The organism is Terracoccus sp. 273MFTsu3.1, assembly GCF_000383675.1.
GTDB lineage: Bacteria > Actinomycetota > Actinomycetes > Actinomycetales > Dermatophilaceae > Terrabacter.
On record NZ_KB911827.1, the window covers coordinates 49,886 to 64,345 of the forward strand.

Genomic DNA, 14,460 nt, shown 5'->3' on the forward strand with positions numbered 1-14,460 from the left:
CCTGGGCCGGACGCCGACGATCTCCCTCAGCCATACCCACCTCCGCCCCCTTTCACCTCAACGCCCGAACGGGTCACGCACCTGTTCGGGCCGGCCGGGCCGGCCGGCCGGTTCGGGCTGCAGCTTCAGGACCTTCGCCTCTTGGCCCGGCCTAGGCGCCTCGGTGAGGCTGGTCGAGGGACCGAAAGGGAGGCGTGTCATGTCCGAGAACGCCGTGAGCCGGCGCGAGCCGCACGCGAACCAACCCACCGGCCGGCGCCGGCTTCAGCCGCTGCCCCGTCGGGCTGCCTGGGCGGCAGTGGCGCGGTGTGTCGGCGCCAGCGCGGGGATGCTGGTGCGTCGTGAGGTCCGCTTCCCCCGGGCGAAGGTCGGCACCCGGATCGTCTTCGGGGACGGAACCGCGAGCCGCGTCTACCGGGACACGACGGTGCCGCTTCGCCCCGTCGACCCCTGCTTCCTCGCGGTGACCTTCCGCCTCCGCTCCGTCCGTGGTCGCGGCCACGCGTGGTTCCGAACCGAGAGCTGGCTCAACACGCCGCTCTTCGTCGGCTTCCCCGGCTTCGCCTCCAAGTTGTGGCTGGCCCACGACGAGCTCGCTCGCTACCGCGGTCTCTACGAGTGGGACGGAGCTTCTCCCGCGGAGCGGTACGCGCGGTCACTGTGGCACGTGCTGGCGCTGGTGAGCGAGCCGGCCTCGATCGACTACCGGATCGTGCCGGGCCTGCGGCGCGCTGACGTCCTGGCCGATCCGAGCGTGCTCGCCCCGTGGTTCCCCGACGAGGAAGGTGCCTGGTGGCGCGTGGTCGCGGTGGGCTGAGTCAGGGCACCGACGTCCTCGTCGTGGGCGCGGGTCCGACGGGACTGACCACCGCGCTGCAGGCTCACGCCAACGGCGCTTCGGTCCGGATCGTCGAGCGCAGGGCCGAGCCCTTCCGTCCGTCCCGGGCGATGATCATGCACTCACGGACCCTCGAGGTCTTGCGACCGCTGGGGGTCGTGGAGCCCCTCCTGGATCGTGCGGACCGGGCCCCTCGCGCGCAGCTGCACCTGGGAGCTCGCACGGTCGTCGCGCAGCTAGGGGACGTGGGACTGCGCGACACGGCATACCCCCACCTGACGCTCGTGCGGCAGGCGGACGTGGAGGACGTCCTCGCCAGCGCACTCGAGGCTCGCGGCGTCCCCGTGGAGCGGGACGCGGAGCTCGTCGGCGCCTCCTGGACGGGCGCGGGCGTGCGCGCGCTGCTGCGCGCCGACGGCGAGATCGGTGAGGTCGTATGCCGATACCTCGCGGGGTGCGATGGCGCGGACAGCCTGTTGCGCCGGCTCACAGGCATCGGCTGGCAGGGTGGGCGCTACGGCCAGGAGGTGGTGCTCGCGGACGTGGAGCTCGATGGAGGGCTCGCGCCCGGGATGCTGCACGTCGCCGCTGGAACTCACGGACTCGTCTTCCTCTTCGCCCTCGGCGAGGGGGCGACGTGGCGCCTGCTCGGTACGAGACCGGCGGCGCCCGAGGGCCAGGGAGCCTTCGGACAGCCTTCGGGCGAGGTGCCCGTCGTCGAGGTCCAGCGGCTGCTCGACGACTCGGGGCTCAGAGTGCGGGTCACCGAGCAGGTGTGGTCGGCGCGTGTGCCGCTGCAGCACCGGATCGCGAGCTCCTTCCGACAGGGTCCCGTCTTCCTCGCCGGCGACGCCGCGCACGCCGGCTCGCCGGCAGGCGGCCAGGGCATGAACACCGGCATCGTGGACGCGGTCAACCTCGGATGGAAGATCGCCGTCGCCAGTCGCGGCGATCCGGGCACCGGCGCGGGCGGCGCGCACGCCGCGCTGCTCGGCACCTACGACCTCGAACGTCGGCCAGCCGCTGCACAGGTGCTCGCGCTGACCCACCTGATCTTCTTCGCGGAGGCCTCGACACGGCGCCTGCCTGCCTTCGTCCGTGGGACGGTCCTTCCCCTCGCGGCTCCCGCGCTGCCTCTGCTGCTCCGACGGCGCGCGCTCATGGCGGCGGTCGTGGAGCTGCTGTCACAGCGATGGGTGCGCTACCGGAGCAGCCCGCTGTCCGTCACGGGAACGCCGACGAATCGGGGAGCCTGTCCAGGGGACCGCCTGCCGGACCGGACGGTCACGTGCGGAGGACGGCCACGCCGTCTGCACGACCTGACCGCTCGACCGGGGCTGCACGTGCTGCTCGAGCGGGACACGGTCGCCCCCGAGCTCCACCTCGCGGCCCTGCCGGTCACGGTCCACCGCATCGACGGGTGGCCGGGGAGCGGGCTCGTCGTCGTGCGCCCCGACGGCCACGTCGGCTACCGGACGGGACGTCTCGACGGTGGCGATCTGTCGAGGTGGCGCCGCCAGCTCCTCTCTTGACGGCGTCGCACTGGTAGAGACCTCACCAGGCGTTGCATGTCCCCGGCGTATCGAGCGACACGTTCTCGGACGACTCCGGCCGCGGCGTTCGCCCACCGACAGGGGACAAACAGCATCCGGCTCTGCGCCGGGGCCACTACGTTGACGTATGGCCACCTTCTACAGGTACCGCGACCGCCTCGGCGGCATCACCGGCTACGCCATCTGGGCCCCGGCGTACCGACACGAACTCGAGGTCGATGCTGGCGCGTCGGCCGCAGCGCTCGACCTCGTCATCGGGTCCGATCCGAGCGGCCTCTGCGCCATCTCGCCCAGCACGTTCCCGGGCTCGGCGCACGGCGAGTGGGGCATCTGGGTTCCCGATCAGCTGCACCCGCGGTTCGAGACCGAGCTGGAGGAACGCGGCCACACCGTCGTGGACGGCTGAGACCGATAGTACTGGCCTGTGGACGGACGTCTCGGAAGGCGACTCTGCCACGACGGGTCAGCCGATCCCGCGCTTGGCGAACCAGTGACAGTGATTACTTGATGTGTCAAGTAATCGGTTACGCTCGCCTCATGCGATCCCCGTCGAGCTCCGAGGCCCGCGGCAGCTCCTTGCCCTCCGAAGGGCCCCCGACGGGTCCATGGCTCGAACCCGAACAGCTCGTGGCCTGGAAGCGCCTCGTCGCCGTAATCGAGCTGATCCCGGGAGTGCTGGACGCTCAGCTGCGACGAGACTCGGGGCTCACGCACTTCGAGTACTTCGTCCTCGCCATGCTGTCCGAGGCACCCGAGTGGACCCTGCGCATGACCGGCCTCGCCCAGCAGACCAATGCGTCCCTCACGCGCCTGTCGCACGTCGTGCGTCGACTGGAGGACCGTGGACTCGTGACGCGTTTTCCCTGCCCCGAGGATGGCCGCGCCACCAACGCGCGGCTCACCGACGACGGTCACCAGGTGCTCGTCGCGGCGGCGCCGGGGCACGTCTCCACCGTGCGTGAGCACGTCATCGACGCCCTGACTCCCGAGCAGGTCTCGGAGCTGTCCGAGATCGCTGCCGCCCTCCTTCGTCGTCTCGACCCTGCTGGCCGGCTCGCCGTCGCGGTCGAGTGACGCTGCAACGGCCGCACGCCGTGGTGGGGAGCGACTGGGCCGGGTCGGCTCGGCGCCCGCGGATCGGGTGACCCGGGGCGCCGAGCGGCTGGGTCGCCGGTCCCCTCGAGGACCGGCGACCCGTCCTCCGGGTGAGATCAGACCCGGACGTGCGCAGCGGGACGAGGCCCCGGTCAGAGGCCGAGCAGGCGGTTGAGCAAGGTGGCGAGCCCGTTGATCCCGCTGCCGTCGAGCAGGCCGGCGACGGCGCAGAGCAGGTTGCCGAGAAGGTTGCCCGCACCGGTGGCACCGGTGATGTTCAGGACCACCTGGTTGAGGTCCACCACGAGGCCGAGGACATTGAGGTGCAGTGGCCCGAGAACGAGGTTGAGGATGTTGCACGAGCCGGACGCCGTCGCGCTGGCCACCGAGGTCGTGACGGTCTGGGTGACCGGAAGGGTCGCCCCGGCCAGGGTCGTGAGCGTGCCGGTGACGACCCCGGTGACTGCGAGCTGCCCGTTCTGGTTGGAGAACGACGTCGGTGTGAACGAGCCGGCGAACGTGCCGACCCCCGCGATGACCTGGTTGATCGTCGAGGATGCCGCGGCACGAGGCGTGGTGGCCGCCTGAGCAGCCGCCGGGCTCGCCGCGGTCGGAGCCGCTGAGGCACCGGCGGCGGGGACGAGGCCGAGAGCGGCGGTCGTGGCCAGGGTCGCTCCGGCGGCGCACAGCTTGGTCGAGAGCTTCATGGGTGTGACTCCTTGATGGTGTGGCTGTCGGCCTCGTGGGCCGTCGGTCACCCCTGAAGAGTCCCTCGCCGTGGTCGGATGACGCGGGGTCGAGTCCAGGGCACACGTCCTGCTGCACGGCCGCTGGTGCCGTGGCGCTCCGGAACTCCAGGACTCCCTCGTCATGCCACCCCGGTCGAGGCGTCCGGGCACGGCCTCACGGGTCGAGCACGCTCCGGTGGGTCATGTCGTATGCCGCGAGCACCTCGAGGAGCAGCTCGCCCGTCGTCTCGAAGATCTCACCCTGTTCTGCAGCGCGGGTCTCACTCAGGAGCTCGAGGCTCGAGTCGTGGTGCACCCGGCAGACGTCGAGGAGGCTGATGCTCGCGGTGAAGGCACGACGGCCCAGGTCGTAGGCCGCCTCCCGCGCGGCCTCGTCGCGACGGGGTAGGAAGCGGCGGAGCGTCAGGCGGTAGTTCTGCCTGAAGTCCTCGAGGCTGAGTTGGTCCCTCTCCTGTGCGGCCACCGTGCCCGTCACGCCTCGGGGTCGTCCGGGCGCGGATGGTGCGACCCCTGCTCGGCGAGGAGCGCCAGCCCTTCCTCGAGGTCGAGGGCGGTCGGGACGGCGCCGGTGCCCATGCCGAGGCGGACCATGGTGAAGGCCACCTCGGGCTGGATGCCGACGAGGACCGTCTGGGCCCCCCGAAGGCGCGCCATCTCCGCGATCCGTCGCAGGGTGAGAGCGGCGAAAGAGTCGATGACGTCCAGTGCCGCGACGTCGATGATGACGCCGCGGGAGCGGTGTTCACCGATCTGGTCGACGAGGTCGTGCTCGAACCGGACGAGCTCTGAGTCGTTCAGGGCAGTGTGCACCGACGCGATCAGGGTCGATCCCTGCCGCATGATGGAGACGAGCGCCGGTCCGCCGTTCACGAGCTGGTGCTGACCTCCTTCCGGGTCACGGTGTAGCCGAGGAGCCGCTCGGCCTCCTCGAGCCCCCCTTGCAGGTCCCCGATCGTGTTCATCTTGCTCAGATCCACCCCGATGGTCACGAGGGTCTGCGCGATCTTGGGGGAGAGGCCGGTGATGATGACGCTCGCGCCCATGAGACGTGACGCGTCGACGGTCTGCACGAGGTGGTTCGCCACCGACTCGTCGACGTCGGGGGAACCGGTGATGTCGATGACGACGACCTTCGCGCGGTGCTTGCGGATCCCCGACAGGAGCTGCTCGGTGAGCTGGCGCGCGCGTTCACTGTCGAGCACGCCGATGATGGGCAGGATCAGCAGGCGTTCCCGGACCGGGAGCACCGGGGTGGACAGCTCGCGAATCGCGTCCTGCTGCTGGCGGATGACGCGCTCACGTTCGTCGACGAAGCTGACGGCGACCGTGTTGGCGATGCGGTTCGCGGCGGGCTCGTAGGCGTCGAGCACCTCGTTGAGCATGGAGAAGTCGCGCTGGTACTTCTCGAACAGCGACCGCGCGAGAACGTCGCGCAGCAGCAGCACGATGCCGACGACCTCGTGGGTCTCCACGCCCCGCGGGATGATCCGCTCGGAGAGGTCCTTCGCGTAGTGCTGCAGGGCCTCGACGTTGCCCGTCTCCAGGACCTCGACGTAGTTGTCGTAGACCGAGGTCGTCTCGGCCGCCATCTCCTGCGGGGTCATGGCCGTCAACAGGTGCGCCTGCTGGATGCGCTGCGACCACTCCTCCTGCAGTCGCGTCCGGTGCTCTCGCAGATGGGCCACGAGCTGGGACAGGAGGTGGCCGCTGGGACCGGACTGGGCGGAGTCGTGCTCGGGTTCCGGCTGCATCTGTTCGGGCTCCTCAGGTCGGTCGCTCACGGTCAGTTCCTTCCCACTTGGTCATCGTCACGGTGGTGCCGTGGCCCGGCTCGCTCGCGATCGCGAACTCGTCCATCAGTCGCCTCACTCCGGGGAGGCCGAGCCCCAGCCCGCCGTACGTGCTGAAGCCGTCGCCGAGCGCTCGATCGACGTCCGTGATGCCGGGTCCACCGTCGCGGGCAACGATCTGGATCCCGCGTCTCGGCGCCTCGAGCAGCTCGACGACGACCTCTCCGCTGCCGGCGAAGCGGACGATGTTGCGGCACACCTCGGACACGGCGGTCGCGATCACCGTCAGGTCGGTGGCGCCGAAGGTGAGGCGTGTGGCGAGCTCGCGCGCCGCGCGGCGGGCCGACACGATGTCGGCGTCGGAGCTCACCGGGATGCGGAGGCAGTCGTCGCGTTGCTGGCCCCGCTCGAGCAGCGGCTGGCTGAGCCGGGCGCACGGTTCGCACTCGAGGAGGTGCTGGGCTGCCTGCACCTCACGCTGACGTCGTTGGTCCCCGCTGCTCAGGGCGATGAGCACCGGCCGACAACGATCGGTCGGCGGGTCGACGTGCTCGATCGCCAGCAGGTACTCGACGCGCAGTCGGGCCCGGGTGCGGTTGAGCTGGGCGGCCACGGCACCTGCAGTCGTGCCATGGCGAGCCGCCAGGGCGTGCGTGTCGGTCCCGTCGACCTCGTGGTCGAGCAGCGCGCGGCGTTCCCGCTCATCGAGGCGTGCCAGGGCCGTGGCCATCGCCGACTGCTCCTCCTCGAGAACGACCTGCTTCTCAGGGGGTTCCGGGGCGCTGAGATCGACGAGTCGGTGCTGGTTCCGGTTCTTGCGGTCGGCGTCCCGCCACAGGCTGGAGACGACGTTCCGGGCCGTCACGATCGCGTAGGGCTCGAGCATGCCGGGTTCGACCGTCGAGGCCGCGGAGAGGACTCGGGTCAGCGTCTCCTGGACGAGGTCTTCGGCCGAAGGGTGCGACCCGACCCTGGCGTAGACGATCCGGCGGACCATCGGGATGAGGTCCGCGACGTCTTCCGCGGTGTGGCCGAGGCTGTCCCCGAAGCGCTCGGACGCGCTCATGGGGAGACCGTACCCAAACGGCTCACGTCATGGGGTCCGGGCGGGGGCGTCATCAGTACGAGACCGACCAGGCACGGTGGTCGGCTGCCACAAGGACTGGACATGACGCTGATCACGATGTTGGTGCCGCTCGCAGGACTCGTTCTGCTTCTGTCGCTCGGGCACCTGGAGACGTGGCTCGACGGCGAGGTGGCGTGCTGTGCACGGACCCCGTCAACGCGCGACCGTCGTGACGTGGTCGACGCGACCAGCGGCGTACCCGTTCGGTCCTGCCGCACGGAGAGGATGCGTGTCGGCCGCGCTACCCACGCGTCGGGACGTGCACCCTGCCGGTGTCGGACGCCATGACACGATCCTCGAACCACTGCAGGGTCAGCAAGAGGCCGAAACCCAGCAAGGGTGTCATCAGGGCCAACACGATCACGGCGAGCTCCTAGCATCGGGAAGCGGTCCTGGCAGCTTCGCCCCGTCGAAGGCACCAGACGGATCCCTACGTACCCCGAACCGCACGGACGGGGACAGCCGTTGGCGTTGGTTCGGCTTGTCGTGCAGGTCCTGGCCCTCCCTCGGTCGCACGACGACGGCGACGTGGTCGTCGTGTGACCGCTCGGGGCTGGGGCCGTGGCCGTGGCGGGGGCGGCGACGCACGGCATACGCCATCAGGTCAGCCGGCACGCTGGTGGGTCGCGGGCCGGGCGTCGGGGGAGGACAGGTGGAGCGCGGCGTCGACCTCCTGGGGGGAGAGGTGGCGTCGGTGCTCGGAGGCGGTGACGATGACGTCGAGCAGCAGCTCGATCTCGTCACGCAGGCGACCGTCTTCGAGTGGCGGGGTCTCTGTGCTGTACGGGTCACGTCCAGCGCGTTGTCGGGTCATGGTCTCTCCTGGAGGGCTAACGCGACGGGGTACGCGTGCACGAGGAGCCCTCGGTGAATCAGGTGGTGCTCGGCGTCGGCCCACCGGGCACGGGGGCGTGGGAGGCCGTCGATGCGGGCTCTCCGGGGCAGGGGCCGCGATCTCGCAGGCTCCGGGCAGGCCGGACGGTGGAGCTTGACAGGCAGACCATCGGGGACCTCGGCTCGCTCGGCGATGAGAGAGGTGCCGGGTCTGGGGTACCTGTTCTCAGGGTACGCCGGTTCACTCGCGGGCGCGCGAGGGTCGGAGCAGCCGTCGGGAGCCCCGAGCGGGGTCAGGGCTCGTGCGTCAGACCGATGGTCTGGTGAGTGTCGGGTGTCGCTCAGGTTGGTTGACGATCTCGGTCGCGACGGCGCTCAGGCCGAGGCCTGCGCCGCGGGCGTAGGAGCGCAGGAGCGTGAACGCGTCGTCGACGCTGACGCCGTGGATGCGCGAGAGGATGCCCTTCGCCTGCTCGATGCTGATCCGACTGACCAGCGCGAACTGGAGCTGCTCGGTGAGCACGCCGCTCGCGCGGATCGACCGCTCCTGGAGGATGCCGATCGTGGCGATGTCGGCGACAGCCTGGACGACCCGCACCTCCGCGTCCTCGAGGGGGTGGGCGTGGACGCTGAGCAGCGTCAGCGCCCCGATGGCAGTTCCCTGGTGGCGCAGCGGCAGGGCGTGGACGGACTCGTAGCCCATCGAGACGGCGAGGTCGGCGAACGCCGGCCAGCGCTCCTGGGCCTCGGCGTCGCGCAGGTCGGTGTTGACCACGGGCTCCCCGGTGTGGAAGCAGTCCTGGCACGGACCCTTCTCGCTCTGGACCGCCAAGGCCTCGAGGAGTCGCACCGACTGCTCGGACGCGGCCACGAACTGCAGTCGCCGCGTCGGGTCGGCCAGCACGATCCCGGCCGCGCTCGCGGTGCTGATGGTCGCTGCCTTCTGGGCGACGAGCTCCAGGAACTCGATGATGTCGAAGTCGGCGACCAGGGTGTCGGCGACGGCGACGAAGACGTCGGTGAGCTTGTCGATGGCGATCACGAGCGCTCGGCTCCTTTCGGCGTGATGGGCACGCGGGGGACGGTCCGCGGACGCGGCGTCATGCGGGGTCCTCGGGAACGAGAGGGGGATGGTCTCGCGTGAGGCGCAGCGAGCCGTCGACGATCTCCCGAGCCACGGCGGTGATGTCCTGACCGGTCGCGAAGGCGTGTCCGCGCAGCCGGGCTAGCGCCTCGTCGGGTCGGACTCCGAGGTCGACCATGACCATCCCCTGGGCCTGGTAGACCTCCATGCGGTAGGCCAGGGCATCGTCCAGCCCTTCGGGGGTCCGGCCCTCGGAGGCCCCGGCCTGCTCCTGCAGCAGCAGCCGCAGCGCGACCTCGGCGAAGGTGTAGCCCGACGCGAGGGCCTCGGGGGACAGCGGCCCGGCCTGCTGCCGGTAGATGTCGAGCACCCCCACGCGCACCGAGCCGACCTGCAGGGGGAAGGCGAAGACGGCGCGCACGCCGAGTGCGGCGGCCCGTGGCCCGTAGATCGGCCAGCGGTCCGAACCCGCGCCCGCGAGGTCGGGCTCGAGCATCGGTCGCCGCGCGGCATGCGCATCGAGGCACGGTCCCTCACCCACGGTGAACTGCAGCTCTTCGAGGCGGCGGCTGCGGGGGCCGGCGGCCGCAGCGACCCCGGCGGACCCGTGTCCCTCGCCCATCAGGCTGATGCCCGATCCCGCCGCCGGCAGGTGCCGCACCAGTGCCGCGCACAGACGGGTCAGGGTGCTCACGAGCCCGTCCGCTCCTGCCGGGAGCGGCTCCTCGGCGAGCTGCAGCAGGACACGAGCCACTGCTGGATCCGGACGGGACGTCGTCACATGCAACCTCGGTTCTGCGGCATGAACCACAAGCCCGACGCCGTTGCCTGGGGTCGCCCTGCCTGAGATGTCTCCACCTTACGCCTCATCCTCGGACGGTCGTGGCTCTGACGAGGCCAGGTGGGCGCAGCCCGCTCGGGTGGGGTGAGCGGGCCGCGCCGGGGTGCGCCAGCGGCAGGGGGGTTGCCGCTGGGGCGTGGGCGCGCCCGTCGAGACAGGGGAGCATCGACGGGCGCGCGAGAGCGAGAGTGCCACAGGAATCTGAGCGAATCCTGCACGCCACGCCGATGGAAAAGCGCGTCATGATCCGGGCTCTCGATCGTCTTCCAGATGACGACGGTTCACCCCGAGTTGCCGGCGTCAGGGGTCCCGGGTCTGCTCCTGGAGGGGTGCCTGGGACCCCACCCCGGCCGGTGCACGGGACCGTCGGCGGCGCACAGACCGGCAGTGCTCGCAGGTCCCCTCGGGTGCCTTTCGGCGAAACCCTTCCCGGTGCCTCACCTCGGCGTAGCGTGATCTGCTGGGTCAGGACCTCGCCGAGGTCTGTCCGACGCGCGGGCCTCTCCCGAACATCCGAGATGCCGCACGAAGGAGAGGCCCATGTCCCGTACATCCCGTCGATCGTTCCTGGCCGTGGCCGGTGCGGGGGCCGCCGCGACGGCCGCCGCGACCATGGCGTCGGCCGCAGGTGCGGCCGCCGGCCCAGGGGTGGCCCATCGATCGTCCCCGGACAGCGGGCCGCTCGTAGCCCATGTGAGCGACCCGGCAGCGGGACGGATCGTGCTGTACGTCGGCACCGAGGAGGTCGTCGTCCACGACCACGACCTCGTTCGCCGTCTCAACCGGGCCGCGAGGCGATGACGATGTCCTCCCACCGCGAAGCCCCCGAGATCTCGAAGGATCCCGTCGCCGACAACACCGACGTCTACGCGTTCGTCAGCCCCGACCGCCCCACGACGGTGACGCTGGTGGCCAACTTCATCCCGTTCCAGAACCCGCAGGGTGGACCCAACTTCTACGAGTTCGGCGACGACGTCCTCTACGCGATCAACATCAGCAACCGTGGCGACGCGCGGGCCGATGTGTCCTACGAGTTCCGTTTCACCACAAGGGTGCTGCACGACGACACCTTCCTCTACAACACTGGACGGATCACCTCGATCGACGACCCCGACTGGAACCGACCGCAGTTCTACTCGGTGACGAGGACTGCCCGTGGGCACAAGCCCCAGCGGCTCGCCAGTGACCTGGCCTGCCCGCCGGTCAACATCGGGCCGCGTAGCACCCCGAACTACGGCGCGACGTTCACGGACGCAGCGGTCCACCCCGTCCGCGGTGGGCGGACCGTCTTCGCCGGTCAACGTGGCGACGCGTTCTACGTCGACCTGGGCAGTGTCTTCGACCTCGGCGCCCTGCGGCCGTTCCAGAACCTGCACCTCCTCCCGCTCCCGGCGGCGCCCGGGGTCAACGGCCTCCAGGGGCTCAACGTGCACTCCATCGCCATCCAGGTCCCCATCTCCGACGTGAGCCGCCACGGCGACGTCCCGTCCGACCCGCTGAAGCCGTCCTCGGTCATCGGGGTGTGGGCGACTGCGAGCCGACGGAAGGTCCAGGTCTGGGACGCCGCTCGCGGTCGGCGCGAAGGGCATGGGCCGTTCAGCCAGGTCTCGAGGCTCGGCAACCCGCTCTTCAACGAGGTCATCACGCCGATGGCGGACAAGGACCGGTGGAACGTCGAACCGCCGCGCGATGACAGCCAGTTCGCGCAGTACGTCGCCCAGCCGGAGCTCGCGCGCCTCTTGCCCGTCCTCTATCCCGGGGTCTTCCCGAACCTGGCCGCGTACACGAAGGACCGTGCAGACCTGCTGGCGATCCTGCTCACCGGCATCCCGTCGGGCATCGTGCCGGGCTTCCAGAACTTCACCGGGCCCGTGCAGGCGGACCTGCTCCGGCTCAACCTCGCGATCCCACCGAGCAGCAGCCCCAACCCGATCGGGCTCATCGCGGGCGACGCCGCCGGCTTCCCGAACGGTCGGCGTCTGATCGACAACGTCGTGGCCATCGAGCTGCGCGCCATCGCCGGCGCCACCATCCCGCTCGTCGATCCGGGGTTCACCCCGGATGCCGCCGCAGCGCTGCTCCAGGACGGCACGTCGAACACGAACCTGGCGGTGCTGCCGACGTTCCCCTACATGCCTGACCCGGCGGGCGGCTACCAGAGCTCACCGGGCATCCCGGCCGCATGACCTCCCCACCGGCCACCACGGCGAAAGGCGCCTGATGTCCACCACGGAGAACCCGTATGCCGGCCAGGGCCCGGTGCTGCTCGACATCGGCGACGACGTCGGGGCCCTCGTCGTCGCGATGCCGGCCGCCACCGACGGGGTCGAGGTCGAGATCCGCCCGGCAGGCAGCACGGAGCGCGGAGGCGCAGCCTCCCACCACCACCCCCACGTGGCGGTCGTGGGTCGGCCGAACGGCGGGAGCATCGCGTACACCCTCATCTACCCGAGCGTGACCGCCGGAGACTACGAGCTCGCGCCGCTGCCGGTGGGGGAGGTCGTCATGTCCGTCACGGTCCGGGGCGGCCAGGTCACGAGAGCCACCTGGCCGGATGAGGCCGTGCCGCCCTGAGCAAGGGTCGCCGCGCGGAGCGGTCGGTTCGACCCGGGACGGCGCTCGGACGACGGTGTCAGAGCCGGAGCTCCATGCGGTGCTCCGGCGGCTCGTCGACCGGCCACCCCTCGGGGACGCCGGCGTCGACGAACCCGGCGCGTGCGTACGCCCTGCGGGCGCCGACGTTGTCGCTGCGGACCATGAGGTAGGTCGACCGGCCCTGATCAGCAGCCCAGCCCACCACCGCCCCGACGAGCCGTCCCGCGAGCCCCGTGCCCCTTGCTGATGGATCGACCCACATCGAGATGAGCTCGACCCAGTCCGGTCCCGCCGGTTGTCCGCTGACGACACCGACGTCTGTCGTCCCGTCGTGCGCCAGGAGGGTCAGCGGAACCTGCGTCAGTCGGGACCGCCAGCGTTCAGCAGGGGCGTCGACCCAGTCGGCGTAGCGCGAGCCGAAGGCGGCCGGAGCGTCGGACAACGACCTGAGCCGAACGGCTCGGAACCGCTCCCAGTCGTCTGCTCCGATGCGCGTCACCTCCACTCGGCGAACCTAGCAAGTGCACGAGAGCGGGCACACACGGCGCGTGAGGAGGGGGACGGGGAGGCGACCTTTCCAACTGGTGGCCACGTGAGCCCGACCAGAGCATGCGTGACACCATCGGGTCGGTCGACCCCGGTGTGGCACGCGCGCTCGAACCGCAGCCCACCGACCCGCTAGCACCACAAACCGTCCTGCCCGGACAAGGAGGCGCCCGTGAAGGTCCTGCTGCTGGAGAACGTGCACCCCGTCGCCGTCGAGGCCTTTCGAAGCAACGGCCACGACGTCGAGGTCCGGTCCGGATCCCTCACCGAGGGCGAGCTCATCGACGCTCTGGCCGGCGTCTCGCTGCTGGGGATCCGGTCCAACACCAAGGTCACCCAGCGTGTGCTCGCAGCCGCCGAGGACCTCGTCGCCGTCGGGTGCTTCTGCATCGGGACCAACCAGGTCGACCTCCCTGCGGCAGCCGCGCACGGGGTCCCGGTCTTCAACGCCCCCTTCTCGAACACGAGGAGCGTCGTCGAGCTGGTCATCGGCGAGATGCTCGCCCTGGCCCGTCGTCTGCCCGAGAAGACCCAGCGCATGCACGACGGGATCTGGGACAAGTCCGCGCGGGGGAGCCACGAGACGCGCGGCCAGACCCTCGGGATCGTCGGCTACGGCAACATCGGCACCCAGCTGTCCAACGTCGCCGAGGCCATCGGCCTCCACGTCGTCTTCTACGACACGGCAGACCGGCTCGCGCACGGGAACGCCCGGCGCCTCGGCTCGCTGGAGCAGCTGCTCGCTGAGTCCGACATCGTCAGCCTCCACGTCGACGGTCGACCCGGCAACGCCGGCCTCTTCGGCGACGAGCAGTTCTCGCTCATGAAGCCCGGCTCGGTGTTCATCAACGCCTCGCGGGGCATGGTCGTCGACGACCAGGCGCTGCGCGCCCACATCCTGTCCGGTCACCTCTCCGGTGCTGCCATCGACGTGTTCCCGTCCGAGCCGAAGGCCCAGGGCGACCCGTTCGAGTCACCGCTGCGAGGCCTCGACAACGTCATCCTCACCCCCCACGTGGGTGGCTCGACCCAGGAGGCGCAGGAGGAGATCGGGTCGTTCGTCGCGGCCAAGCTGCTCGGCTTCGTGCAGTCCGGGGTCACCTCCCTGTCGGTGAACCTTCCGGAGGTGGCGGCGCCGCCGGCCGACGGCGGTTTCCGGGCCGGGTACCTCCACCACAACGTGCGCGGGGTGCTGGCCTCGATCAACCGGACGCTCTCCGAGGCCGGTGCCAACATCACCGGGCAGTCGCTCTCGACCCGCGGTGAGCTCGGCTACGTCATCACCGACACCGACGTGGCCCTCTCTGAAGAGACCCTGGAGCGGCTGCGGCAGCTCGAGGAGACCGTCTGGCTCCGGACCTGGGCGACCTGACGGCCGTCCCCGGCCCCGGGCAGCGGCGCCCGGCGGC

General features: G+C 70.7%; 17 protein-coding genes. 8 read left to right on the top strand and 9 right to left on the bottom strand.

All coding sequences use genetic code 11. The annotated features are described in order from the left end of the window. Positions 1-199 precede the first annotated feature (199 nt). The 4 genes from H283_RS0120020 to H283_RS0120035 all read left to right on the top strand — a co-directional run bounded on the left by H283_RS0120020 (position 200) and on the right by H283_RS0120035 (position 3,465). Positions 200-817, top strand: coding sequence for a hypothetical protein (locus tag H283_RS0120020; RefSeq protein ID WP_231372335.1), 618 nt, complete (start codon positions 200-202; stop codon positions 815-817). Beyond that, the gene (locus H283_RS0120025) at positions 793-2,370 is read left to right on the top strand and encodes an FAD-dependent monooxygenase (protein ID WP_020145312.1); all 1,578 of its coding nucleotides are present in this window, start codon (positions 793-795) and stop codon (positions 2,368-2,370) included. Before H283_RS0120020 ends, H283_RS0120025 begins: the two co-directional genes overlap by 25 nt. A gap of 148 nt (positions 2,371-2,518) precedes the next feature. Next, a complete protein-coding gene (locus tag H283_RS0120030) occupies positions 2,519-2,797 on the top strand; it encodes a hypothetical protein (RefSeq protein WP_020145313.1) in 279 nt (92 codons plus the stop codon). 221 nt (positions 2,798-3,018) lie between these two features. After that, the gene (locus tag H283_RS0120035) at positions 3,019-3,465 is read left to right on the top strand and encodes a MarR family transcriptional regulator (protein WP_020145314.1); all 447 of its coding nucleotides are present in this window, start codon (positions 3,019-3,021) and stop codon (positions 3,463-3,465) included. Between the two features lie 173 nt (positions 3,466-3,638). Here the strand turns inward: H283_RS0120035 and H283_RS0120040 are convergent, their stop codons facing one another. The 8 genes from H283_RS0120040 to H283_RS25905 form a co-directional block, all read right to left on the bottom strand. Continuing rightward, the gene (locus H283_RS0120040) at positions 3,639-4,193 is read right to left on the bottom strand and encodes a hypothetical protein (RefSeq protein ID WP_051103699.1); all 555 of its coding nucleotides are present in this window, start codon (positions 4,191-4,193) and stop codon (positions 3,639-3,641) included. Positions 4,194-4,389: 196 nt separating this feature from the next. Beyond that, positions 4,390-4,710, bottom strand: a complete 321-nt coding sequence (locus tag H283_RS25890) for a phosphatase RsbU N-terminal domain-containing protein (RefSeq protein ID WP_020145315.1) — start codon at positions 4,708-4,710, stop codon at positions 4,390-4,392. Then, positions 4,707-5,105 (bottom strand): STAS domain-containing protein, encoded by a 399-nt coding sequence (locus H283_RS25895; RefSeq protein WP_020145316.1) that lies wholly within the window; start codon positions 5,103-5,105, stop codon positions 4,707-4,709. The genes H283_RS25890 and H283_RS25895 overlap by 4 nt, the downstream gene beginning before the upstream one ends. Continuing rightward, positions 5,102-6,016, bottom strand: a complete 915-nt coding sequence (locus H283_RS0120055) for an STAS domain-containing protein (RefSeq protein ID WP_020145317.1) — start codon at positions 6,014-6,016, stop codon at positions 5,102-5,104. The genes H283_RS25895 and H283_RS0120055 overlap by 4 nt, the downstream gene beginning before the upstream one ends. Next, complete coding sequence (locus H283_RS27350; protein WP_020145318.1) at positions 6,000-7,091, bottom strand: sigma-70 family RNA polymerase sigma factor; 1,092 nt, start codon at positions 7,089-7,091, stop codon at positions 6,000-6,002. The genes H283_RS0120055 and H283_RS27350 overlap by 17 nt, the downstream gene beginning before the upstream one ends. A gap of 664 nt (positions 7,092-7,755) precedes the next feature. Further along, positions 7,756-7,965 (bottom strand): hypothetical protein, encoded by a 210-nt coding sequence (locus H283_RS0120070; protein WP_020145320.1) that lies wholly within the window; start codon positions 7,963-7,965, stop codon positions 7,756-7,758. 327 nt (positions 7,966-8,292) lie between these two features. Continuing rightward, the gene (locus H283_RS0120075) at positions 8,293-9,027 is read right to left on the bottom strand and encodes a GAF and ANTAR domain-containing protein (RefSeq protein ID WP_020145321.1); all 735 of its coding nucleotides are present in this window, start codon (positions 9,025-9,027) and stop codon (positions 8,293-8,295) included. A gap of 58 nt (positions 9,028-9,085) precedes the next feature. Continuing rightward, positions 9,086-9,823, bottom strand: coding sequence for a GAF and ANTAR domain-containing protein (locus H283_RS25905; RefSeq protein ID WP_020145322.1), 738 nt, complete (start codon positions 9,821-9,823; stop codon positions 9,086-9,088). A gap of 627 nt (positions 9,824-10,450) precedes the next feature. On the opposite strand from H283_RS25905, the gene H283_RS27905 reads away from it, so the two are divergent. The 3 genes from H283_RS27905 to H283_RS0120095 are packed head-to-tail and all read left to right on the top strand — an operon-like array spanning position 10,451 to position 12,484. Further along, positions 10,451-10,711: a hypothetical protein gene (locus H283_RS27905; protein ID WP_156023345.1), complete on the top strand. Its 261-nt coding sequence runs from the start codon at positions 10,451-10,453 to the stop codon at positions 10,709-10,711. Between the two features lie 2 nt (positions 10,712-10,713). Beyond that, positions 10,714-12,096 carry a DUF4331 domain-containing protein gene (locus H283_RS0120090; RefSeq protein ID WP_028785774.1) on the top strand — a complete coding sequence of 461 codons (1,383 nt, stop codon included), beginning with the start codon at positions 10,714-10,716 and terminating at the stop codon, positions 12,094-12,096. A 34-nt stretch (positions 12,097-12,130) separates the two neighbouring features. After that, positions 12,131-12,484, top strand: a complete 354-nt coding sequence (locus H283_RS0120095) for a hypothetical protein (RefSeq protein WP_020145325.1) — start codon at positions 12,131-12,133, stop codon at positions 12,482-12,484. A gap of 58 nt (positions 12,485-12,542) precedes the next feature. Here H283_RS0120095 and H283_RS25910 read toward each other — a convergent pair whose 3' ends face one another. Continuing rightward, complete coding sequence (locus tag H283_RS25910) at positions 12,543-12,947, bottom strand: GNAT family N-acetyltransferase (protein WP_196806034.1); 405 nt, start codon at positions 12,945-12,947, stop codon at positions 12,543-12,545. 276 nt (positions 12,948-13,223) lie between these two features. Between H283_RS25910 and serA the strand changes: the two genes are divergently transcribed. After that, on the top strand, positions 13,224-14,423 hold the full coding sequence (serA, locus tag H283_RS0120105) for a phosphoglycerate dehydrogenase (RefSeq protein WP_020145327.1): 1,200 nt from the start codon (positions 13,224-13,226) through the stop codon (positions 14,421-14,423). The last annotated feature ends 37 nt before the right edge of the window (positions 14,424-14,460 follow it).

Coding starts and splice junctions, on each gene's coding strand:
- H283_RS0120020 (WP_231372335.1), top strand. CDS start 200: ATGTCCGAGAACGCCGTGAGCCGGCGCGAGCCGCACGCGAACCAACCC.
- H283_RS0120030 (WP_020145313.1), top strand. CDS start 2,519: ATGGCCACCTTCTACAGGTACCGCGACCGCCTCGGCGGCATCACCGGC.
- H283_RS0120040 (WP_051103699.1), bottom strand. CDS start 4,193: ATGAAGCTCTCGACCAAGCTGTGCGCCGCCGGAGCGACCCTGGCCACG.
- H283_RS27350 (WP_020145318.1), bottom strand. CDS start 7,091: ATGAGCGCGTCCGAGCGCTTCGGGGACAGCCTCGGCCACACCGCGGAA.
- H283_RS0120070 (WP_020145320.1), bottom strand. CDS start 7,965: ATGACCCGACAACGCGCTGGACGTGACCCGTACAGCACAGAGACCCCG.
- H283_RS27905 (WP_156023345.1), top strand. CDS start 10,451: ATGTCCCGTACATCCCGTCGATCGTTCCTGGCCGTGGCCGGTGCGGGG.
- H283_RS0120090 (WP_028785774.1), top strand. CDS start 10,714: ATGTCCTCCCACCGCGAAGCCCCCGAGATCTCGAAGGATCCCGTCGCC.
- H283_RS0120095 (WP_020145325.1), top strand. CDS start 12,131: ATGTCCACCACGGAGAACCCGTATGCCGGCCAGGGCCCGGTGCTGCTC.